This is a genomic window from Paenibacillus sp. YYML68, assembly GCF_027923405.1.
Classification (GTDB): domain Bacteria; phylum Bacillota; class Bacilli; order Paenibacillales; family NBRC-103111; genus Paenibacillus_G.
In genome coordinates, this window is sequence record NZ_BQYI01000001.1 from 1,240,103 (window position 1) to 1,258,081 (window position 17,979).

The following is a 17,979-nucleotide window of genomic DNA, read 5'->3' on the forward strand; positions in this document are numbered from 1 at the left end:
TTTACTATATTATTGAAATTAAGGATGCTGTATGCGGCTCGCTTCTACAGCTGTTACGCAATGACTGGTGTCGTGTGTGCGCATCGTCGTAGTAGTGGGATAGGTAATATGAAGATGAACGATGAGGAGATGGGTCATCATGAGTGCCAAGCTGGAGCAGGTGGAGCGACTGCTGCAATCCGTTCCACTGCAACGTAAGATACTGCTTACAGGCAGCCTGTCAGACGGGCATCAATGGCTGGAGCGAATGGCCCGTGCTTCTGGCGCGGTATTGAATACAGAGGTGAAATCACTGCGCAGCTGGGCGCTGGAGCGCTGCAGGCTGGCTCTTGCTAAGCGTAAGCTCACCTATATATCTCCGGATGAAGGAAGATGGCTCGTATGCCGACTGCTGCAGCAGCTGATCGAGTCCGGCTCGTCCTATGTGACGGCAGAATCGTTCACCCCGGGGCTGGCGGATGCTTTCTATGAAGCGATTGTGGAGCTGAGGGAGGCGCTAGTGACGGCGGCGCAGCTGGATGCGAGGCATTTTTGCCATATCGAAAAAGGCCAGTTCCTACAGCAGCTACTGAGGCGCTATGAGGAGGAGCTTGTGCGGGGCAGCCTCGTCGATGGAGCCGGTCTGCTTCTCCATGCGAGCGTGAGCGGGCACGGCTCGGAGCTAGTAATCGTGGATCAGAGTGCGGTGCGCTCCGCTGCCGATCAGCAGTTGCTGGAGCGCCTCACAGACGGACGCTATGTCATGCTGGAAGAGGACGTCTCGTTCACAGCGTCGAACTCGACGTTCCCAGCAGGTGATGCGATGCTGTTCGGTGCAGCCGGTGTGCTGGCGGAGGTGCGTGAGGTCGTGAGGCGTGTGCTGGAGGGCGGCATGCGCTGGGATGAGGTCGAGCTTGTATGCTCGGATCGCGATGCGGATATGCGCGCTGTTCATACGACAGCTGCTGCTTACGGCATTTCGTGCACCTATGCGGAAGGCTTGCCGATCCATATAACGGCGGCCGGTCAAGCAGCGCTGCTGTTCATCGATTGGCTGGAGTCGGATTTCCGGGCGGACCTGCTGCTGGCAGGGCTGAAGCAAGGCTTCCTGCGCCTACATGCGGGGGACGATTCAGGGCTAGTAACAACAGGCCGTCTCATCCGAGAGCTGGAGCGGTCTGGCATAGGCTGGGGCAGGGAGCGGTATAAGCTGCTGCGGTCGAGGTCTGAGGGTGCGCGAGCTGTCGGGGAGGCGCAGGCTGATCGTGGTGCGCAGGTCGATGAGAGTGTGCGAGTCGAAGGTGGTACGCAGGTCGATGAGAGTGTGCGAGTCGAAAGTGGTACGCAGGTTGATGAGAGTGCGCGAGTTGATGGTGGTGCGCAGGTCGATGAGAGTGCGCGAGTCTATGGTGGTGTGCAGGTCGATGGGGATGCGCGAGCTGATGGTGGTGCGCGAGTCGACGGTGGTGTGCGGGGCGATGTGGGTGCGCAAGTCGATGAGGCTGTAGCGGTACGAGAGCTGCTGGCTGACGTATTCGATCGGCTGCTAGGTCCGCTGGATGATGTAGAGCTCGCGTCACCCTCCAGACTGATGGAGGCGCTGGTTATGTTCGTTGAGGCGTGCGGGGTGATGAGGAATGAAGCAGATTATGAGGTGCTGTCCAGCTTGAAGCGGCTTGCCCGTTCGATGCAGTTAGCTTCTGGCTTCACGCTGGATGCAACGCTTGCGTTAAGGCATGTGGGGGATGCGGTCCAGCGGCTGCGCGTGCGGGCTGCAGGCACTCCGTCTCCGGGTAGCCTCTGGGTGACCTCGCTGTCATCGGGCGGACAGTCGGGGCGGCCGTATACGTTCATCGTCGGAATGACGGAGGCGGCATGGTCGCAGGCCGCACGCCAGCATCCAGTGCTGCTCGACGACGAGCGCACCCGTATTAGCCCGGCGCTGCCGCTGAGCCTAGCGCGCGCCAGACGTGCTGCTGCCGAGCGCAACAGCCGGCTCGGCATGATTCAAGGCGGCTGCACGCTGAGCTGCAGCACGCTGGAGCTTGCGGCCGGCAAGGAGCAGCTGCCGGCCTATGAGCTGCTGCAGCTGTACCGGCAGCAGCGCGGGCAGGCAGACGCCGATTACGAGGCGCTGCTGGAGCACTTGGGCGCGGCCGTCCGCTACTACGGCCGCGCGAATTCGTCGGTCAGCATCGCACTCGATGCGACCGAGCAATGGCTGTGCGCGCTGCAGTCTGGCAGCGCGCAGCTGAAGGGCGGCCGCGAGGCGGTGAGCGGCCGGTACAGCTGGCTCGGCAGCGGCGCAGCTGCCGAGCAGGCGAGGCTCGCGCCGGAGCTGTCCGGCTGCGACGGCTTGCTCGACACGACGGTGCACCCCGTCGTGCTGCCTGGCGATGCGCCGCGGCTAGCGCCATCGCTGAGCATGGGGGCGGCGGCTAAGGGCACGCCTGCCTCTGGGCATGGCGCAGCCCCCGCGTCGCCAGCTGACGCGCGGGCAAGCGTAGCCTCGCCCGCCGCTGCGCCGCCAGAAGTTGCTCCGCCCGCCGCTGGTACGCTAAGCGCAGCTCCACCAGCCGCAGCAGCGCTAACCGCTGCGACGCCAGAAATTGCTCCGCCCGCCACTGGTACGCCAAGCGCTGCACTGCCCGCCGCTACGCCGCCAGCAGGTGCTCCACCAGCCACCGCACCACCCGCCGCCAGCACCGCCGCCTACAGCGCGAGCAAGCTAGAGCTGTACGGCAAGTGTCCGAAGCGCTACCTGTATCAGGAGGTGCTCGGGGTGCGGCCGAAGGAGACGGCGGTGTTCGACCGTACGCGGTGGCTCGATGCGGCGCAGCGAGGCAGCCTGCTGCATGATATCTTTAGCCGCTACTTGATGGCCGTGAAGGACCAGCTGGACGATCGTGGCTTCTTAACAAGTGCGCCAGGTCAGCAAGACACCGTGCAGGTGGAAGCACAAGAAGGTAACACGGTCTGCCCTGCCGACCGCACAGCCATCGCTTCCAACCGACACCTGCTCCAAGACATTACCGAGCAGGTGCTCGCTCAGTATGCAGCCGAGGTGCCAGCGCCGAGCGTACATATTTATAGGAAGGAAGCAGACAGCATTCGTCGGGACGTCGATATGTTTTACCAGAGCGAGAGAGGTCGAACGGGTGTTCCGATGTTCGCGGAGCTACCGCTGCACGAGGATGACGCGCCGTTCGATCTCGAGCTGAGCGAGGAGCTGACGCTTCCGCTGCGAGGCTACGTCGATCGGATCGACCGAATCGGGCCGCATCAATATAAGATCTATGATTACAAGACTGGCAGTCCGCGCAGCTACAAGCACAATGCGTGCTTCTCGGGCGGAGCGCAGCTGCAGCTGCCGCTGTACGGCCTCGCGGTCGAACAGTGGATGCGGCGGAGCGGCTTCGATCCGAAGGCGGAGGTGACGGAGTCTTCGTATTATTTTCCAACCGAGCGTGGGCTTGGGGAGGAGGTCGTTCGTCCGCAGAGCCGCAGAGGAGAGCTGGCTGCATTGCTGAAGGCGATGACCGACTCGATGCGAAGCGGGCTGTTCCCTCCAGCGGAGGACCCGAAGGGGTGCACGTGGTGCGATTACAGCGCCGTGTGCGGCTCCCATGCCGAGCAGTTCGCGGCGAAGCGAAGCGCACCCGATGCGGAAGCGAGATTGCACACATTGCAGGAGGTGAGCCGCTATGTATAGCGATGACGTGCTGCAGGCCGATGAGGCAGCGAGGCAGCGAATCTTGATGGACTTGGACACGACGTTCCTCGTTGAAGCGGGTGCAGGCTCCGGCAAAACAACGTCCATCGTCGGCCGCATGCTGTCACTCGTACGTTCGGGCAAGGCGGAGGCGCGCGAGATTGCGGCGATTACGTTCACGAATAAAGCGGCGTCTGAGCTGATGGGGCGGTTCCGCATGAAGCTGGAGCAGGAGCTGGCGATCGCGACGGCGGGCGATGAGCGGGATCGGCTGGCGCAGGCGCTGGAGCAGCTGCCCGAATGCTTCATCGGCACGATCCATGCCTTCTGCGGCAGACTGCTGCGCGAGCGTCCGATCGAAGCGGGCGTGGACCCGGCGTTCACAGAGATGGAGGAGCAGGAAGAGAAGCTGCTTCGTCACCGCAGCTGGGATCTGTATCTGGAGGCGCTGCGGGCCGAGGGGCGTGACCAGTCGATCGAGGAGCTCGCCCGCTTGCAGGTTAGCGTCGAGGACCTTCGGGAGGTGTACGAACGGGTATGCGAGTATGAGGATGTGTGCATTGCGACAGAGGAGACGGAGCGTCCGCTCTTCGACACGCTGCGGGATACGCTGCTACCGCTGCTGGAGGAGGCGGTACGCTGGATCCCTACGGTGCAGCCGGAGAAAGATTGGGACGATCTGCAGAAGACGGTTCGCACCGCTGTCCGCCACGTCGCCGCTAAGGATATGACCGATGATCTGAGCATGCTCGCTGTGGCGAAGCTGTTTGACCGTTCGCTGAACGTGACGCAGAATCGGTGGACCGATCCGAAGCTCGGGAAGCAGCTGAAGGAGCAGTTTCATGATTGGCAGACGGAGGTGCTTCGGCCGTTCCTTGAGCGGTGGCGGCAGCATCTGCATCCGCAGCTGATCGGCTTCGTTCTTCCTGCGCTTGAGTTCGGCAGGCAGCAGCGTGTTGCGGCGGGGAGGCTGAGCTTCCAGGACTTGCTGATGAAGGCGACGGAGCTGCTGCGACGGTTCCCGGAGGTGCGGAGCTATTTTGCCCGGCGCTATACACGGCTGTTCGTCGACGAGTTCCAGGACACGGACCCGATCCAGGCCGAGATGATGCTGCTATTGACCGGAGCCGACCTGACGCATGCGAATTGGCGCGAGCAGCTGCCGCGTCCGGGCTCACTGTTCGTCGTGGGCGATCCGAAGCAGACGATATACCGATTCCGCCGAGCTGATATTTCGACCTATAATTTGGTGAAAAAACGAATCGCAGCAAGCGGCGACGTGCTGCAGCTGACGCGCAACTTCCGCTCGGTGAAGTCGATTGGCGATTATGTGAACTATGCGTTCGAGAGCAAATTCACGATGCCGGGGCAGTCGTCGGAGCAGCAGGCGCCTTACGTGCGCATGCTGACGCAGCTGCCGAGCCCGAAGGGGAAGGCGTCGCTGCACGGCGTCTACACGATGACAGTGCCGAAGCAGGAGCGGGATCGGCAGGCGGATATTGCGTGGTACGATGCGCAGCGGATGGCACAGTTCATCGCATGGGCGTGCGCGGGGAACATGACGATTCAGGAGAAGGCATTGGCAGGAGCCCCGGCTTCGGGAGTAGGTACGCTAGCTGCATCGGGCTCTGTGTCGGTTCCTGCTTCGGCAGCTGCACTGGCTTCTGCGTCTGGAGCTCCATCCGCTACAGTTAGACCTGCCCGTCCGGGAGACTTCATGATCCTGCACCCGTATCGCAAGTTCATTCAGCTGTATGCCGAGGCGCTGGAGCGTTACGGCATCGCCTCCGACACGTCGGGAGGCAAGGGCGTGTTCCCCGAGCTGCGGGCGCTCGTGCAGCTCGCCTCGGCGCTCGCTGACTATACGGATCAGGTGCCGCTTCTCGCGGTGCTAACGGGCAGCCTGTTCGGGCTGAGCGAGGATGAGCTGTACCATTACCGCAGCGAGGGCGGCCGTATTCATCTGTACAGCGCTGTGGATGAGGCGGCGCTGTCGGCCAAGGGTGCGCGGGTACAGCGTGCACTCGACCAGCTGCGATTGTATGCAGGCTGGACGAGGACGCTGTCACCGCTTGCGGCCTTGACGCGCATCATCGATGAGCTTGGCCTTGTGCCGTGGGCTGCAGTGAGCGAAGCGGGAGCGTTGCGGAGCGGAACGCTGCTGAAGCTGCTGGAGGCGCTACAGGCAGACGCGGGCTCTGCGGTGAGCTGGCAGTCGCTGACCGAGCGGCTGCGGAATTGGGCGGAGGAGTCGAGTCTCGAGCCTGCGAGCTTGTATGCGGGCAGCGGCGATGCAGTACGGATTATGAATCTGCACAAGGCCAAGGGGCTGGAGGCTCCTGTCGTCCTGCTCGCGTGTCCATGCGGATATACGGATCATGATGCGGAGGAGCACATCGACCGTTCGACGGACCCGGCTCTAGGCTACTTCGTCATCAAGAAGCAGCGGGATACGTTCACGAAGGAGATCGTGGCGCAGCCTGTGGGCTGGACGGAGCGCGCGGAGAAGGAGCGCACGTTCATGCACGCTGAGGCCGACCGGCTGCTGTATGTCGCCGTCACCCGGGCGAAGCAGCTGCTGATCGTCAGCCAATACCCGTCGAAGCCGGCCATAGATCCGTGGAGCTCGCTCGCGAGCTCACTCGAGAAGCAGCCGGAGCTGGAGCTGACGCCGATGCCGCCTGTACAGGCGGAGGAGCTGGCGCCTGATGAGGCGCCGTCTGAGCTGGACCGGGCTGAGGCACTAGCAGCAGCGCTGCAGCGAGGCGGCGCGCCGAGCTACAGGACGGCGAGCGTGACGGCGCTAGCGAAGGCAGGACGGCAGGCGGTGGGCCGTGATGCAGCTGCCGTCGCCGTTGAAGTTATTGACGCGGTAGACGGTGATACCGCAAGCGTCGATGCAGCTGCTGCAGACGTCGTGGGCGTTGACGCCTCTGCGGCCATAGATGGAGCGATAGCTGCGGACAACGGCGTTGCCGAGAGCAGGGCTGCCGCAGGCTCCGCCATTGTCGATCCACTACCTGGGCGCAGCGCCGGAGGCAAAGGGATGGCCTACGGCACGCTCGTACACCGCTGTCTGCAGGCGCTAGGCGAAGGGCTGTCGCCAGACGAACTGCCTGACTTTTGCCGCATGGCTGCGGAAGAGGAAGAGGTCGAGGAGAAATGGCTGGCGTTAGCGGAGCAGGCGGTGCGGCTCGTGGCCGAGTCTGAGCTGTGGCAACGGATGAAGCGGGCGAGGAACGCGTATCATGAGTTTTCATTTATCACATCGACTGACGGGGTGGAGGGCTACGGGCTTGAACAGGCTCAGCTGTTACTCCTACGCGGTGTCATCGATCTGGTGTTCGAGGAGGAGGACGGCGGCTGGGTGATCGTCGACTTCAAGACCGACCGACACGAGATAGAGCAGGAAGGTACGCTCGTTCAGCACTATAAGTCGCAGGTGGTCGCCTATGCGAACGAATGGGAACGGCTGACAGGTGGGCGCGTGAAGGAGACGGGGCTGTACTTCATGGATACGAACAGGTATGTGCAGGTGTAGCGAGGGCATAAGCTTACAGGTGAGTATGACGGTCACGAAGCGCGGAGCGTGCAGGCTCAGGATAGCATCTGTTCCGCGCTCTTGACTTGACAGATAGCCTATGTCAGAGGTGCGTGCATGCAATCATATTGGGTTTATAGCTGCTGAGTGGAGTCTGAAGCACTTACACTTTGGAAAGAGGGGGTTCGAGCATGCGGAGTATCAAACCAGGCCGTGGTCCATCTGCGATGGGGGCGGTCGCAAGCTTAGCAATGGGTGTGTTTGGAATGATATGGACCATTGGCGTAGCAAGTATGGGTGCTCCTATATTTTTTGTGCTTTTTGGCTTTGTCTTTATAGGAATAGCGGTTGTACAGGGCATCTATCATTTCACGAATGCAACAAGTAGAAATCGGATGTCTATGTATGAGATTACAGATCGCAATGAAGAACCAGACCCGTTGAATCGTTATGTTGCTGGTCGAACGAGAGGGACCGGTGAACATCGAGAGCCATACGCAACCGTACCTCTTAAGCGAGACATGAATTTCTGCCCGTATTGCGGGAGTCAATTGTCTGATGCGACCTTCAACTATTGTCCGAAGTGCGGTAAAGAATTAAGAGGCTAGTGGTAACGGTTCCTGTACGACTTAAAGTTAGGGGTAGACTCAGGCCTGTTGATTAACCAAGATATGTAATTAACTCGGACTGGAAAAACACAACATAAACCGATGTATTCGAATAAGCCATTCTGCGGACAAGTCGTTCAAGAGCAGCAAGCGAGCGAACCGAACGAGACTAAGGTTAGCATGACGAGGAACTTCTTGACGGGTCCCATCAAACAACCATTTGAGCAGCACAAAGACGATCAATGCGCAGAACAATTGGCCATAAACGGCATTTTCTGTCGTGCCAAATAACGTCGGAATATTGAGATGTTGCTTGATCCAGCGAAAGAATACCTCAATCTGCCAGCGGGCTTTATAGATTAAAGCAATCTGTTCCGCACTTATACTCATCAAGTCAGTAACGACGCGAATCTCTCTTCCTTCGAAATCCCTAAAGATGACTACACGATGACGTTGTGTAGAGCGACACTGAGGCGTGCCGAGTTGACAGGTGAAATCACCAATCACTGAAGAATCGGACGGGGATTGACGCCGCAAGGTGTAGGGCTTCTCAATATGAACATTGTCACGAAGACGGATGACGAAGGATTGCCCCTCTTGTTTATAACGATCCAACCGCTCCAACTTGCCGTAGGCTCGGTCCATAACCATAATAAAATCAAGGTTCTCCAGCGTTTCGCACACAGGACTATCGTGCTTTGAACCAATGGTTTCTGTGACGCTAAGCGGTTGCCCGTTGAGGGCACGTAATACCACATGCAATTTAACCGCCGCTCGTTCTGCATGATAAGGTGCCCACGGCAACCGAGTTTTCCCCACTGTGGTCGTGGTCGAATCAATGAGTAGCAGTTCTTTAGGGAGGGCGAGCTTTCGCTGTGTTTCACGGTTACATTTACGGACAAGTAGATGAAACAGCTCTTTGAATATTTTAAATGGAACCTCTGCTGCTTTACCCGAGAAACAGGAATAATGAACAGGGCTTAAGCCGCTACGGGCGGCGCGATCTGCAGCAGAGCGATACCCTGACCATTCCTCACTAGCTGCGGTGCACCAATATTGAAGCAAATGATGAACCGTGAACTTTCGTGCTTTGTCCACATAACCGATCGCCTGGACGATATGATCGACTTCTTCAGCCGTAAGGAGTGTTTGTAGAATGGGAAGAATCGTGTTAGAATTTTTCATGGAGTCGTCACCTTCCCAATTGTTTGTAGGGGTACAAACATTTTATCGGGTTGACGGCTCTTTTTCTGCCATTTAGTGGTTAATCAACAAGCCTGATTTTAAAATAATGCTTTGGCTTGTTTAGGGCCCATGGAACATTTACCCGCGTCATCCGATTGCAATTGCAGAAGTTCGTGAAGGGAAGTTCAACATGAATATAACAGGGATACTCGAAGAAATTCAGGTGTCGACACGTTCGGTCTCGATCTACAATGTCCTTAATCGGTTTATCCGTAGAACCGCATTCCGAGCAGGTAAATCAGCGACCTTACGGAATTTTTAATTTTACATAATACGTCTAGCTGCTTCGACTCAAGACTAAAGTTGACCTGATCGAAATACCATGGTTCCGGAATGTGAAGAAGTTCTTTAAGTTGCCCTTCATTGAATGTGACTGCAAACAAATGAAAACATCTCTCGTCTATTGGTCTTTTAAAAAGATTGTAAGGTGTTTTAATCGCTAACAGCAAAGAAGCATATTTTGTTAAACCAGGCCTTCGCTGCAATGAACTTTATATGTGTTATGTGGGTCACGTGCGATGGAATAAGTATGGAAGATAAAGGGAATTAATGGTATACTGGTGTTAACGATCATCTATTTCATTACTTGATATTACAGGATCTCCAATATGTAAGCAGAAACTATGTAGAGGGGGAAAAGTTTTTTGAATAGGATGAAATTGTTTGTGGCTTCAATAATGTTCGCTCTACTGCTTTATTGGCCAACTTATGTTTCTCAGGCTGCAGCAATTGAAGTGTTCCAAGTATCATTTCCTAGCTTTCCAGTTTCGATAAATGGAACTGTTATGGACATGAAACATAGTGAATATCCTTTACTGGTATATAACGATATTACTTATATCCCTATGACATGGAACAATGCTGCTGCCCTTGGACTATCGATTGAATGGGGTAGTGATAATGGGTTATCTTTGAAAAAGTTGGATGCCTGTTTGCCATTAAAACAAGATCTTATTTCGGATAGAACTCCCATTGATTATTCACTTAACGCGATGCAAGCTCCATTTCCAATCAGTATCAATGAACAGCGAATTAATACAATGGATCCTTACCCACTATTAGTTTACAGGAATGTAACGTATTTCCCTATGACTTGGCGTTTTACTAATGACGAATTTGGTTGGCAAACCAGTTGGGACGAAGATGAAGGATATAGTATTACTACTTGTGACGGTGGTTCCAACACTCAATTGCAGCAATTGGATGACCTAAATAAAGTTAACCTTGGTCAACTTGCAGTACAAGAAGATTGGATCTACATGAGTTCAGCTGGAAATGAGTTAGTAAAAGTAAAAAAAGACGGAACTGAGGAAATCGTTCTTTCGAATGATAACGCAAGAAATATTAATGTAGTTGGTAAATGGATATATTATACTGTTTCTGAAATATCAAACAACAAGACTGGTGTTTTTAAAATAAGAACCGACGGCACAAATCGTATGCAGATCTCATCGACAATGAGTGTTCAGATGTGGGTACATGACGACTGGATTTATTATACTAGCCTTTCTGATAAGAATGTGCCAAACGGTTTACGGAAAATGAAACTGGATGGTTCGGAAGATCAACTGCTCATTTCTGGCGAACAAGTTTATCGATTCTTTATAACTTCGGATTCTATATTTATTACTATGAGGGAAGTTGGAGTAGATAACACTAACTTGTATTCAATAGGCTTCAATGGTTCGAATTTAAAGAAGCTCCGAGATGACGTCTCATATTTTGTCCTCATTGACGGATGGGTTTATTATGTTACTTCAGGAAGCCATTTAAAGAAAATGAATACTAATGGCACAGTTGATATTTCACTTTATAGATCCAATTTCCAAATATCGGCCCTTCATTATCATAAGGGGTGGATTTTTATGTTAAACGGAACTGTTGGTATCCAAAGATCACCCTACATTGATAAATTGCGGTTAGACGGCACATCATTGTCTGGTTTAGGTATGGCACGTACACTTGCAATTTACATCGCTGATCATTCACTCTATTATCCTGAAATAGGGGATATAAATATTTTTAAAACAATGGACCTGGAATAAGAGGAATTAGAGTAGCTTATTGATGACAGGGAATGAGTTACTATAAAGCGAGAAGGAGGGAAATCCCCTCCTTCTTCGTATTATTTTTGCAGATAAGCAGATAGCGGATTTCGAGTGTAGATGCCATACGGTTCAGCTCTTTTGTCCTCAACCGCATACCCCCAACCATAACTCCAATCCACCCAACTACCATTATTCAGGAACTGTACTTGGGAGAAGGTCGCTGTGCTGTGAGAACAATACCCGTAAAAATCCTCGCATCCCATCGTATATCCAACCGCAGCATTAAACTGTTTGTGATAGTTGGGAAGAGTGAATGACTTACCGTTTACTTTAAAGGTCGTACTAGATCCTGTTGGAAGTAACTCTAGGCTAATGGTGCTTCCTAAACCGAAGTTTAATCCTACCTCTTCAATAAATTTGGTCATCCAATGTGGATTATCATAATCACCATGTCCTAAACCAGTATCCGCAGTATAATAAAATGCTCCTGTATTCATGAATACTCGCCAGTGAGGACTCGTTGTATTTTTGTACGAATAGGATACTCCGCATTCAACGTAGGCATTATGAATGAGGTAAAAGTTCACGTAATCCGTATTTTTTTGCATTCCAAAGTAATCGTCGCCAATTTCAATGGCATTAGGTAAATTAAGATTACAACGAATACCACTAAAATTTTGTAACGAAGTAACCCCACATAATCTATCGTTCGAGAAATCTGGCATAATTAAATCAACTCTCCTTCAAATTAGTTTTGATAGGTGTTGTAATTATATCTGCATTTGTAATCCGAAAGGGATTTAGCTTATTCAGTCAATCCCTAACTGTTTAAGCTGTTTCGTCATACATCTTATAAGGAGTTTCACTCAGGATAAATACAACCTCATTTATTGAAATGTTGTTCGAATCATGCAGTGTCCGATATTTCACACGTTAGATTGAATTTCCGATTTTCAGAGTACAGTTCTCTATTTAAAGGTAAGCGTCAAATAGCCCCCACCTTGTTTTTAAGATGAGGGCTATTTGACACTTACGAATAACTGAAAGGGTTGTGAAACTTGACTATATCCCCCCTGTGTCACAATAGTTGTCGTACCCCTCGATAAAAAGTATAGTAGAACCAGAGAGGCAGAGGTGACGGACGATGGCTAGATACAGTGAGGAATTGAAACGCAACATACAACTACGAATGATCCCCCCGCATAATGAATCTGTGAGTCAGATTGCAAGAGACAGCGGCCTGTCCGAAGGGACGCTGTACAAGTGGCAAAAAGAAGCCCGAGCGAACGGCGCTGTCGTTCCAGGTGGCGGAGCAGAGCCCGAGAAATGGAGTAGTCGGGATAAGTTTTCGATTGTGCTGGAAACCGCTACGTTGAGCGAAGTCGAACTGGCCGAATACTGTCGTGCCAAAGGACTCTACGCAGAACAGATTGAAGCTTGGCGGGATGCTTGTATGCAAGCCAATGGTGGACTCGCCCAACAGGCATCCCAGCTGCAAAAAGAACTCCGAACTAAAGAGCGAGAAATGAAGACGCTCACTCGGGAGTTAAAACGAAAGGAAGCTGCTCTAGCCGAAACGGCAGCGCTTCTCGTGCTGCGAAAAAGGCACAGTCGATCTGGGGGACCAAGAGGACGCATGATCAGTGCCTCAGATCGACGAATGGCCATGGAACTGATCCAAGAAGCAGTAGATGCTGGAGCCAAAGAAGAGGCGGCATGCCAAGAGATCGGATTAACGCAGCGGACCTTGCAGCGGTGGCGCAAAGAGGGCGCACCGCAAGAGGATCAACGGCCGCATGCGGTAAGGCCTGCCCCATCCCACAAGCTAAGTGAAGTGGAACGACAACAGATTATCGAGGTCGTGAATCAGCCGGCATACAAGAGCCTTCCACCTAGCCAAATCGTACCACGACTGGCTGATGAGGGTGTCTACATGGCGTCCGAATCGACATTCTATCGCGTAATGCATGCTCATGGACAGCAGCACCATCGAGGTCGCAGTAAGAAGCCTGTTTCGAAGCCGTTAACGAGCCATTGTGCTGTGGCGGCCAACCAAGTGTGGATGTGGGACATCACCTGGCTGCCTGGTCCTGTGAAGGGTTTATTCTACTACCTCTATCTCATCCTGGATCTATTCAGCCGAAAAATCGTAGGCTGGGAGGTATGGAATGAAGAATCCGCGGAGCATGCGAGCACATTGGTTCGTCGAACGGTCCTGAGCGAACAGTGTGTTGTGCGTAAGGAGCCGCTGGTCCTGCATTCGGATAACGGGAGTCCGATGAAGGGTGCCACTCTACTTGAAACGTTATACAGCCTAGGAATCACGCCCTCCAAAAGCAGGCCGCGTGTCAGCAACGATAACCCTTACGCCGAGTCGGTGTTTCGCACCTGCAAATACCGCCCCAGCTACCCGTTACATGGATTTAAGTCGACGACAGAAGCCCGTGAATGGGTACGGAAGTTCGTCCATTGGTATAACACTGAGCATCACCACAGCGGGCTTAATTTCCTGACCCCTAACCAAAGGCATAAGGGACTTGCTGAACAGATTTTTGAGAAGAGAAAGCGAGTGTACGAACAAGCTAGACAGGACAACCCAAGGCGGTGGTCCGGGAAGATAAGGAACTGGAGTCTAGACGAACGAGTGTATCTTAATCCCGAGAAAGTCCAGCACTCCATAGCTACAACAACGGCGACACAAGCCTGATTGACTCTATTTAATTTTCAAAGATTCACGACAACTATATTGACAAACACCGTATCTGAAAAGATAAGGTTTAGAGCAGGTCTTTTGATTTACCAAGATATGTAATTAACTCGGACTAAAAAAACACGACATCAACCGATGTATTCGAATAAGCCACTCTGCGGACAAGTCGTTCAAGAGCAGCAAGCGAGCGAACCGAACGAAACTAAGGTTAGCATGACGAGGAACTCCTTGACGGGTCCCATCAAACAACCATTTGAGCAACACAAAGACGATCAGCGCGGAGAACAGTTGGCCATAAACGGCATTTTTTGTCGTGCCAAATAGCGTGGGGATGTTAAGATGTTGCTTAATCCAGCGAAAGAATACCTCGATCTGCCAACGAGCTTTATAGATTAAGGCAATCTGTTCTGCACTTACGCCCATCAAGCCCGTGACGACGCGAATCTCTCTTCCTTCGAAATCCCGAAAGATATCTACACGATGATGTTGTGTTGAGCGACACTGAGGCGTTCCGAGTTGACAGGTGAAATCACCAATCACTGAAGAATCTGAATCGGCTACACTTAGTTGGACAGATTGTGTGTCGAAGGGTTACTTTCGTATTGCCTTTTTTAGGCGTTCTTACGAAACGATATTCTCAGGATAAACGCCCCTGCCGCTAATGCGGCAGGGGCGTCTAAGACTTTACTTTCCGTAGACATCGGGAAGATATAATATTAGGTGTTACAGGAGGAAATATAGAACACACTAGAAATGAAGTGTGTTCTATATTTCCTTATCTACGTAGATCAGTTAATCATTTCATGCTACGAAAGAATTAAGTTTCTTCTAATTCTGTCCGATCGACTTGTAATCCGTTATCAAGTCGTCCCATATTCAAAGGTATTTCATCGAAAAAATGTTTCATCTCATATGCTTTATTCGGTCGCCTTCTCTACATCGCCGTATCCAACAGACCCGCCAGACGAGCGAACGGACTGTCTGACGCATCGGCCGCCGAGTCGGTCGAATAGACGACCGTCGACGTATACAGCTGCTCGTCCGCAGCGTTGTTCTCCTCCAGCTGCAGCTGCGGGAATGCGCGCAGGAACAGCTTCGCTGTGTTGAAGGCGTCGTCGAGCGCATGATGGTGACTGCCGAAGAACGGGAGCTGCGCTGCCTCGAGCGCTCGCGCGAGACCGAGTCTGCCGCCTTGGTCGCCGCCCTGCAGTCGCGTATATTGCAGCTGGATGTCGTTATAGTTGCGAATCCAGTCGAGCTTCAGCATATGCTCTCGGCAGCCTCGGACGAGCTGCTGCTTGTCATCAGGGCCCCATGCACATAAGTAGTACGGAGCTTCGCCGAGCCAATCCTGGAACTGATGCATGGCCTCAGTGAATGAAGGCGCTGCATCGACCTGCTCCTGCGTTATGCCCGTGAATTGGGTCGTCATCGCATTAATCGTTTTATAATGAACCGGCTGCACGTACGTATGGAACAGGTCCACCATGCCCAGCACGCCGTCGTCATCATTGAGCTTAATTGCGCCGATTTCCAGTATGTCTGCCAGGTGCTGCCGCTTCCGCAATACGGTGAACTCCATGTCGAATACGATATAATTCATATGTAGAGGCTCCCTTCGGCTGTACTGCTGCTTCTATCATACCACAACAAAGTGTCAGCATGCTGTCAGGGAATGGATGTTCGGGGGTAGATTTTACAGCTGCTGTATACTCAATCCATGCCATTCGTACTATAATAACTCTATTGGGCGCAAGCCTCTCCTCTAGCACGAATGCGTAGGTGCCCGCCCCACCTGAATTGTAATGAAGGAGTTCGAGTAACCATCATGGCATACACCGTTCCAGATATTATTCCAAGAAGCGCGACGGCCGGTGAGCGGGTCTTGTTCCAGACGCTGAGAGATCATCTGCCGAGCGATTATATTGTATATTACGAGCCGGAGATTCGCGGCAGACGACCGGACTTCGTCATCATCGGACCGGACTTAGGTCTTGTCGTGCTTGAGGTGAAGGATTATACTGTCAATTCACTGTACCAGCTGAATCATGATGAGTGGACGATCCACAGCAAGTCCGGCGAGAGGGTTCAGACGAAGAGTCCGCTGAAGCAGGCGCGGGATAATGCGAGAATCATCCACGATCAGCTCAAGAAGGACAAGAATCTCGTACAAGAAGACAGCACTCATCTGAAGTTTCCGTACGGCTACGGAACCGTGTTCACCCGTCTGAAGCAGGAGGATTTCATTAGGCTTGACCTGTACCAGGTTATGGAGCCGCAATTTGTGCTGAGCCGCGATGAGATCGACCCGGATGAAGACGGCTTCGATGCTGAGGTGCTGCGCGACAAGCTGTTCGGCATGTTCACGATCTGGCATCCGCGGCGGACGCTGCTCTCCGACGAGGACGTGCAGGCGATCCGATTCCACCTGTTCCCCGAGGTGCGGATCAGCGCAGACTTCAAGTCGCCGCTCCGCCATCAGGACCAGTTGCTGCTGTCGCTTCATAATATTAAGACGATGGATCTCCATCAGGAAAATATGGCGAAGCAGCTCGGAGACAAGCACCGTCTCATTCGCGGAGTGGCAGGCAGCGGCAAGACGCTCGTGCTCGCAAGTCGGGCGAAGCTGCTGGCGAAGGAGCATCCTGATTGGCGCATCCTCATTCTATGCTACGGCATTCCGCTGTCCCGCAGCCTGAAGCAGATGGTGCAGCGGATGATGAGCGAGCCGGAGGATCTGCTGGACCTGATCCAGCAGGCCGAGGACGCAGGATCAGGCTCTAGCAACAGTGTTAACGGTAGTAAGGCAGGTGGAGCAGGAAGCGGCTCAAGCACAGGTAACGTCGAGGTGTACAACTTCCACGAGTGGCTGCGCAACAGTCTGCGGATGAAGGACACCGACATCCCGGCGCTGCTTGCTAAGCTTGAGCGGGAGGAAGCGATCGTGCCGATGTACGACGCGATCATGATCGACGAGGGACAAGACTTCGAGGCCGACTGGCTGAAGCTGCTCAGCCGCTGTCTGAATCCGGATACGCAGTCGCTGCTGCTGGTGGAGGATCGGGCGCAGTCGATCTTCAAGCGCAAGACGAGCCTCGCGCAGCATGTGGGGTTAGATTTTCGCGGGCGGTCCAAGATACTGTCGATCAACTACCGCAACACGTCGCAGATCGTCACGTTCGCCTGGGACTTCTACCGGGCGCACTCTCAGCTCCAGCATAAGGTGCAGCAGGGCACCGTGGACGGGGTGGACATCATACCGCCGCAGGCGACGAAGCGCAAGGGACCTGAGCCGATCATCCGCAGCTTCCGCAGCCTCGAGGAGGAGATGAACTTCGTGTCGAAGTCCATTCTGTTCCTCCATCGGGAGAAGGGCATTCCGCTGCAGGACATCGCGATACTGTATCGGGTGAAGAACAGTCACCGGTATTCGTACATCGACGACATTCGGCGCAGTCTCAGGCAGCACGACCTGTCCTACACGTGGATTACGGAAAATGCCGACGCGAAGCGCAGCTTCCTCCGCGAGGAGCCGACGATCAAGATTACGACGATTGACAGCGCCAAGGGGCTCGACTTCCGAGCGGTGTTCATTGTCAACGTCGAGAACATGCCGTTCCCTCTCGAGGAGCAGGAGGAGCGCGAGGTGGCGCTGCTGTACATCGCGATGACGCGGGCGCTGGAGTGGCTGTTCCTGACGTACAGCGGACAGTCGAAGTATACGCAGTATCTCGATGGCGTGCTGAAGCAGCGGAGCGAGCAGAGGATGGAGTCGAAGTCGAAGCCGGGTAGTCAATCCGGGTGAGTATGGAAGGGAGTGCAGACGTATGAAGCGTACGTTGAAGCAGGCGGTTATTTTTTCTACCGTGATGGTCGTGTTGTACTACGCTGCTGTCATAGGCTGGAGCTATTACACCACGAGGCAATACGTTCCCGATATTGTGAATGCCTACGAATCGGTCGATCATATGCAGCAGAAGGTCGCATTCGGTGTTGTAGGCCGCCCACTCGATTCATTGGTTCTCGTGCTGCTGCAGCTGGCGGGTGGCATGTTCGTGTTTATCGCGGGCAAGCTGCTCGTGCTGAAGCTGAGGAGCCGCAGGTAGCCTTAATTATCTCTGAAGGAGCATCCACTA

At 53.7% G+C, this 17,979-nt stretch carries 12 protein-coding genes; 7 read left to right on the forward strand and 5 right to left on the reverse strand.

Annotation, left to right across the window (positions count from 1 at the left end):
• Positions 1-139 precede the first annotated feature (139 nt).
• From PAE68_RS05500 to PAE68_RS05510, 3 genes are all read left to right on the forward strand, one after another.
• Positions 140-3,691: a PD-(D/E)XK nuclease family protein gene (locus PAE68_RS05500; RefSeq protein ID WP_281884897.1), complete on the forward strand. Its 3,552-nt coding sequence runs from the start codon at positions 140-142 to the stop codon at positions 3,689-3,691.
• Complete coding sequence (locus PAE68_RS05505; protein ID WP_281884899.1) at positions 3,684-7,232, forward strand: UvrD-helicase domain-containing protein; 3,549 nt, start codon at positions 3,684-3,686, stop codon at positions 7,230-7,232. Before PAE68_RS05500 ends, PAE68_RS05505 begins: the two co-directional genes overlap by 8 nt.
• Positions 7,233-7,423: 191 nt before the next feature.
• Positions 7,424-7,840 (forward strand): zinc ribbon domain-containing protein, encoded by a 417-nt coding sequence (locus PAE68_RS05510; protein WP_281884901.1) that lies wholly within the window; start codon positions 7,424-7,426, stop codon positions 7,838-7,840.
• A 69-nt stretch (positions 7,841-7,909) separates the two neighbouring features.
• On the opposite strand, the gene PAE68_RS05515 is transcribed toward PAE68_RS05510, so the two are convergent.
• Positions 7,910-9,025, reverse strand: coding sequence for an IS4 family transposase (locus PAE68_RS05515; protein ID WP_281884902.1), 1,116 nt, complete (start codon positions 9,023-9,025; stop codon positions 7,910-7,912).
• A 79-nt stretch (positions 9,026-9,104) separates the two neighbouring features.
• Entirely contained in the window at positions 9,105-9,287 is a 183-nt protein-coding gene (locus tag PAE68_RS05520; protein ID WP_309299353.1) for a hypothetical protein, read from the reverse strand.
• Between the two features lie 451 nt (positions 9,288-9,738).
• On the opposite strand from PAE68_RS05520, the gene PAE68_RS05525 reads away from it, so the two are divergent.
• On the forward strand, positions 9,739-11,130 hold the full coding sequence (locus tag PAE68_RS05525; RefSeq protein WP_281890914.1) for a DUF5050 domain-containing protein: 1,392 nt from the start codon (positions 9,739-9,741) through the stop codon (positions 11,128-11,130).
• An 80-nt stretch (positions 11,131-11,210) separates the two neighbouring features.
• On the opposite strand, the gene PAE68_RS05530 is transcribed toward PAE68_RS05525, so the two are convergent.
• Complete coding sequence (locus PAE68_RS05530) at positions 11,211-11,858, reverse strand: hypothetical protein (protein ID WP_281884904.1); 648 nt, start codon at positions 11,856-11,858, stop codon at positions 11,211-11,213.
• Between the two features lie 419 nt (positions 11,859-12,277).
• Here PAE68_RS05530 and PAE68_RS05535 point away from each other — a divergent pair, with 419 nt between their 5' ends.
• Entirely contained in the window at positions 12,278-13,840 is a 1,563-nt protein-coding gene (locus PAE68_RS05535) for an IS3 family transposase (protein WP_281884906.1), read from the forward strand.
• Between the two features lie 105 nt (positions 13,841-13,945).
• Here PAE68_RS05535 and PAE68_RS05540 read toward each other — a convergent pair whose 3' ends face one another.
• Complete coding sequence (locus PAE68_RS05540) at positions 13,946-14,383, reverse strand: transposase (RefSeq protein ID WP_397378218.1); 438 nt, start codon at positions 14,381-14,383, stop codon at positions 13,946-13,948.
• A gap of 394 nt (positions 14,384-14,777) precedes the next feature.
• Positions 14,778-15,446 carry a 3'-5' exonuclease gene (locus PAE68_RS05545; protein ID WP_281884908.1) on the reverse strand — a complete coding sequence of 223 codons (669 nt, stop codon included), beginning with the start codon at positions 15,444-15,446 and terminating at the stop codon, positions 14,778-14,780.
• 225 nt (positions 15,447-15,671) lie between these two features.
• Between PAE68_RS05545 and PAE68_RS05550 the strand changes: the two genes are divergently transcribed.
• Positions 15,672-17,648, forward strand: coding sequence for a 3'-5' exonuclease (locus tag PAE68_RS05550; protein WP_281884910.1), 1,977 nt, complete (start codon positions 15,672-15,674; stop codon positions 17,646-17,648).
• A gap of 22 nt (positions 17,649-17,670) precedes the next feature.
• Positions 17,671-17,949: a hypothetical protein gene (locus tag PAE68_RS05555; RefSeq protein WP_281884912.1), complete on the forward strand. Its 279-nt coding sequence runs from the start codon at positions 17,671-17,673 to the stop codon at positions 17,947-17,949.
• Positions 17,950-17,979 lie beyond the last annotated feature (30 nt).

Bases quoted from the DNA above. Each gene is read 5' to 3' on its own strand.
- PAE68_RS05505 (WP_281884899.1), top strand. From the start codon at position 3,684: ATGTATAGCGATGACGTGCTGCAGGCCGATGAGGCAGCGAGGCAGCGA.
- PAE68_RS05535 (WP_281884906.1), top strand. From the start codon at position 12,278: ATGGCTAGATACAGTGAGGAATTGAAACGCAACATACAACTACGAATG.
- PAE68_RS05555 (WP_281884912.1), top strand. From the start codon at position 17,671: ATGAAGCGTACGTTGAAGCAGGCGGTTATTTTTTCTACCGTGATGGTC.
- PAE68_RS05500 (WP_281884897.1), top strand. From the start codon at position 140: ATGAGTGCCAAGCTGGAGCAGGTGGAGCGACTGCTGCAATCCGTTCCA.
- PAE68_RS05530 (WP_281884904.1), bottom strand. From the start codon at position 11,858: ATGCCAGATTTCTCGAACGATAGATTATGTGGGGTTACTTCGTTACAA.
- PAE68_RS05525 (WP_281890914.1), top strand. From the start codon at position 9,739: ATGAAATTGTTTGTGGCTTCAATAATGTTCGCTCTACTGCTTTATTGG.
- PAE68_RS05515 (WP_281884902.1), bottom strand. From the start codon at position 9,025: ATGAAAAATTCTAACACGATTCTTCCCATTCTACAAACACTCCTTACG.
- PAE68_RS05545 (WP_281884908.1), bottom strand. From the start codon at position 15,446: ATGAATTATATCGTATTCGACATGGAGTTCACCGTATTGCGGAAGCGG.
- PAE68_RS05510 (WP_281884901.1), top strand. From the start codon at position 7,424: ATGCGGAGTATCAAACCAGGCCGTGGTCCATCTGCGATGGGGGCGGTC.
- PAE68_RS05550 (WP_281884910.1), top strand. From the start codon at position 15,672: ATGGCATACACCGTTCCAGATATTATTCCAAGAAGCGCGACGGCCGGT.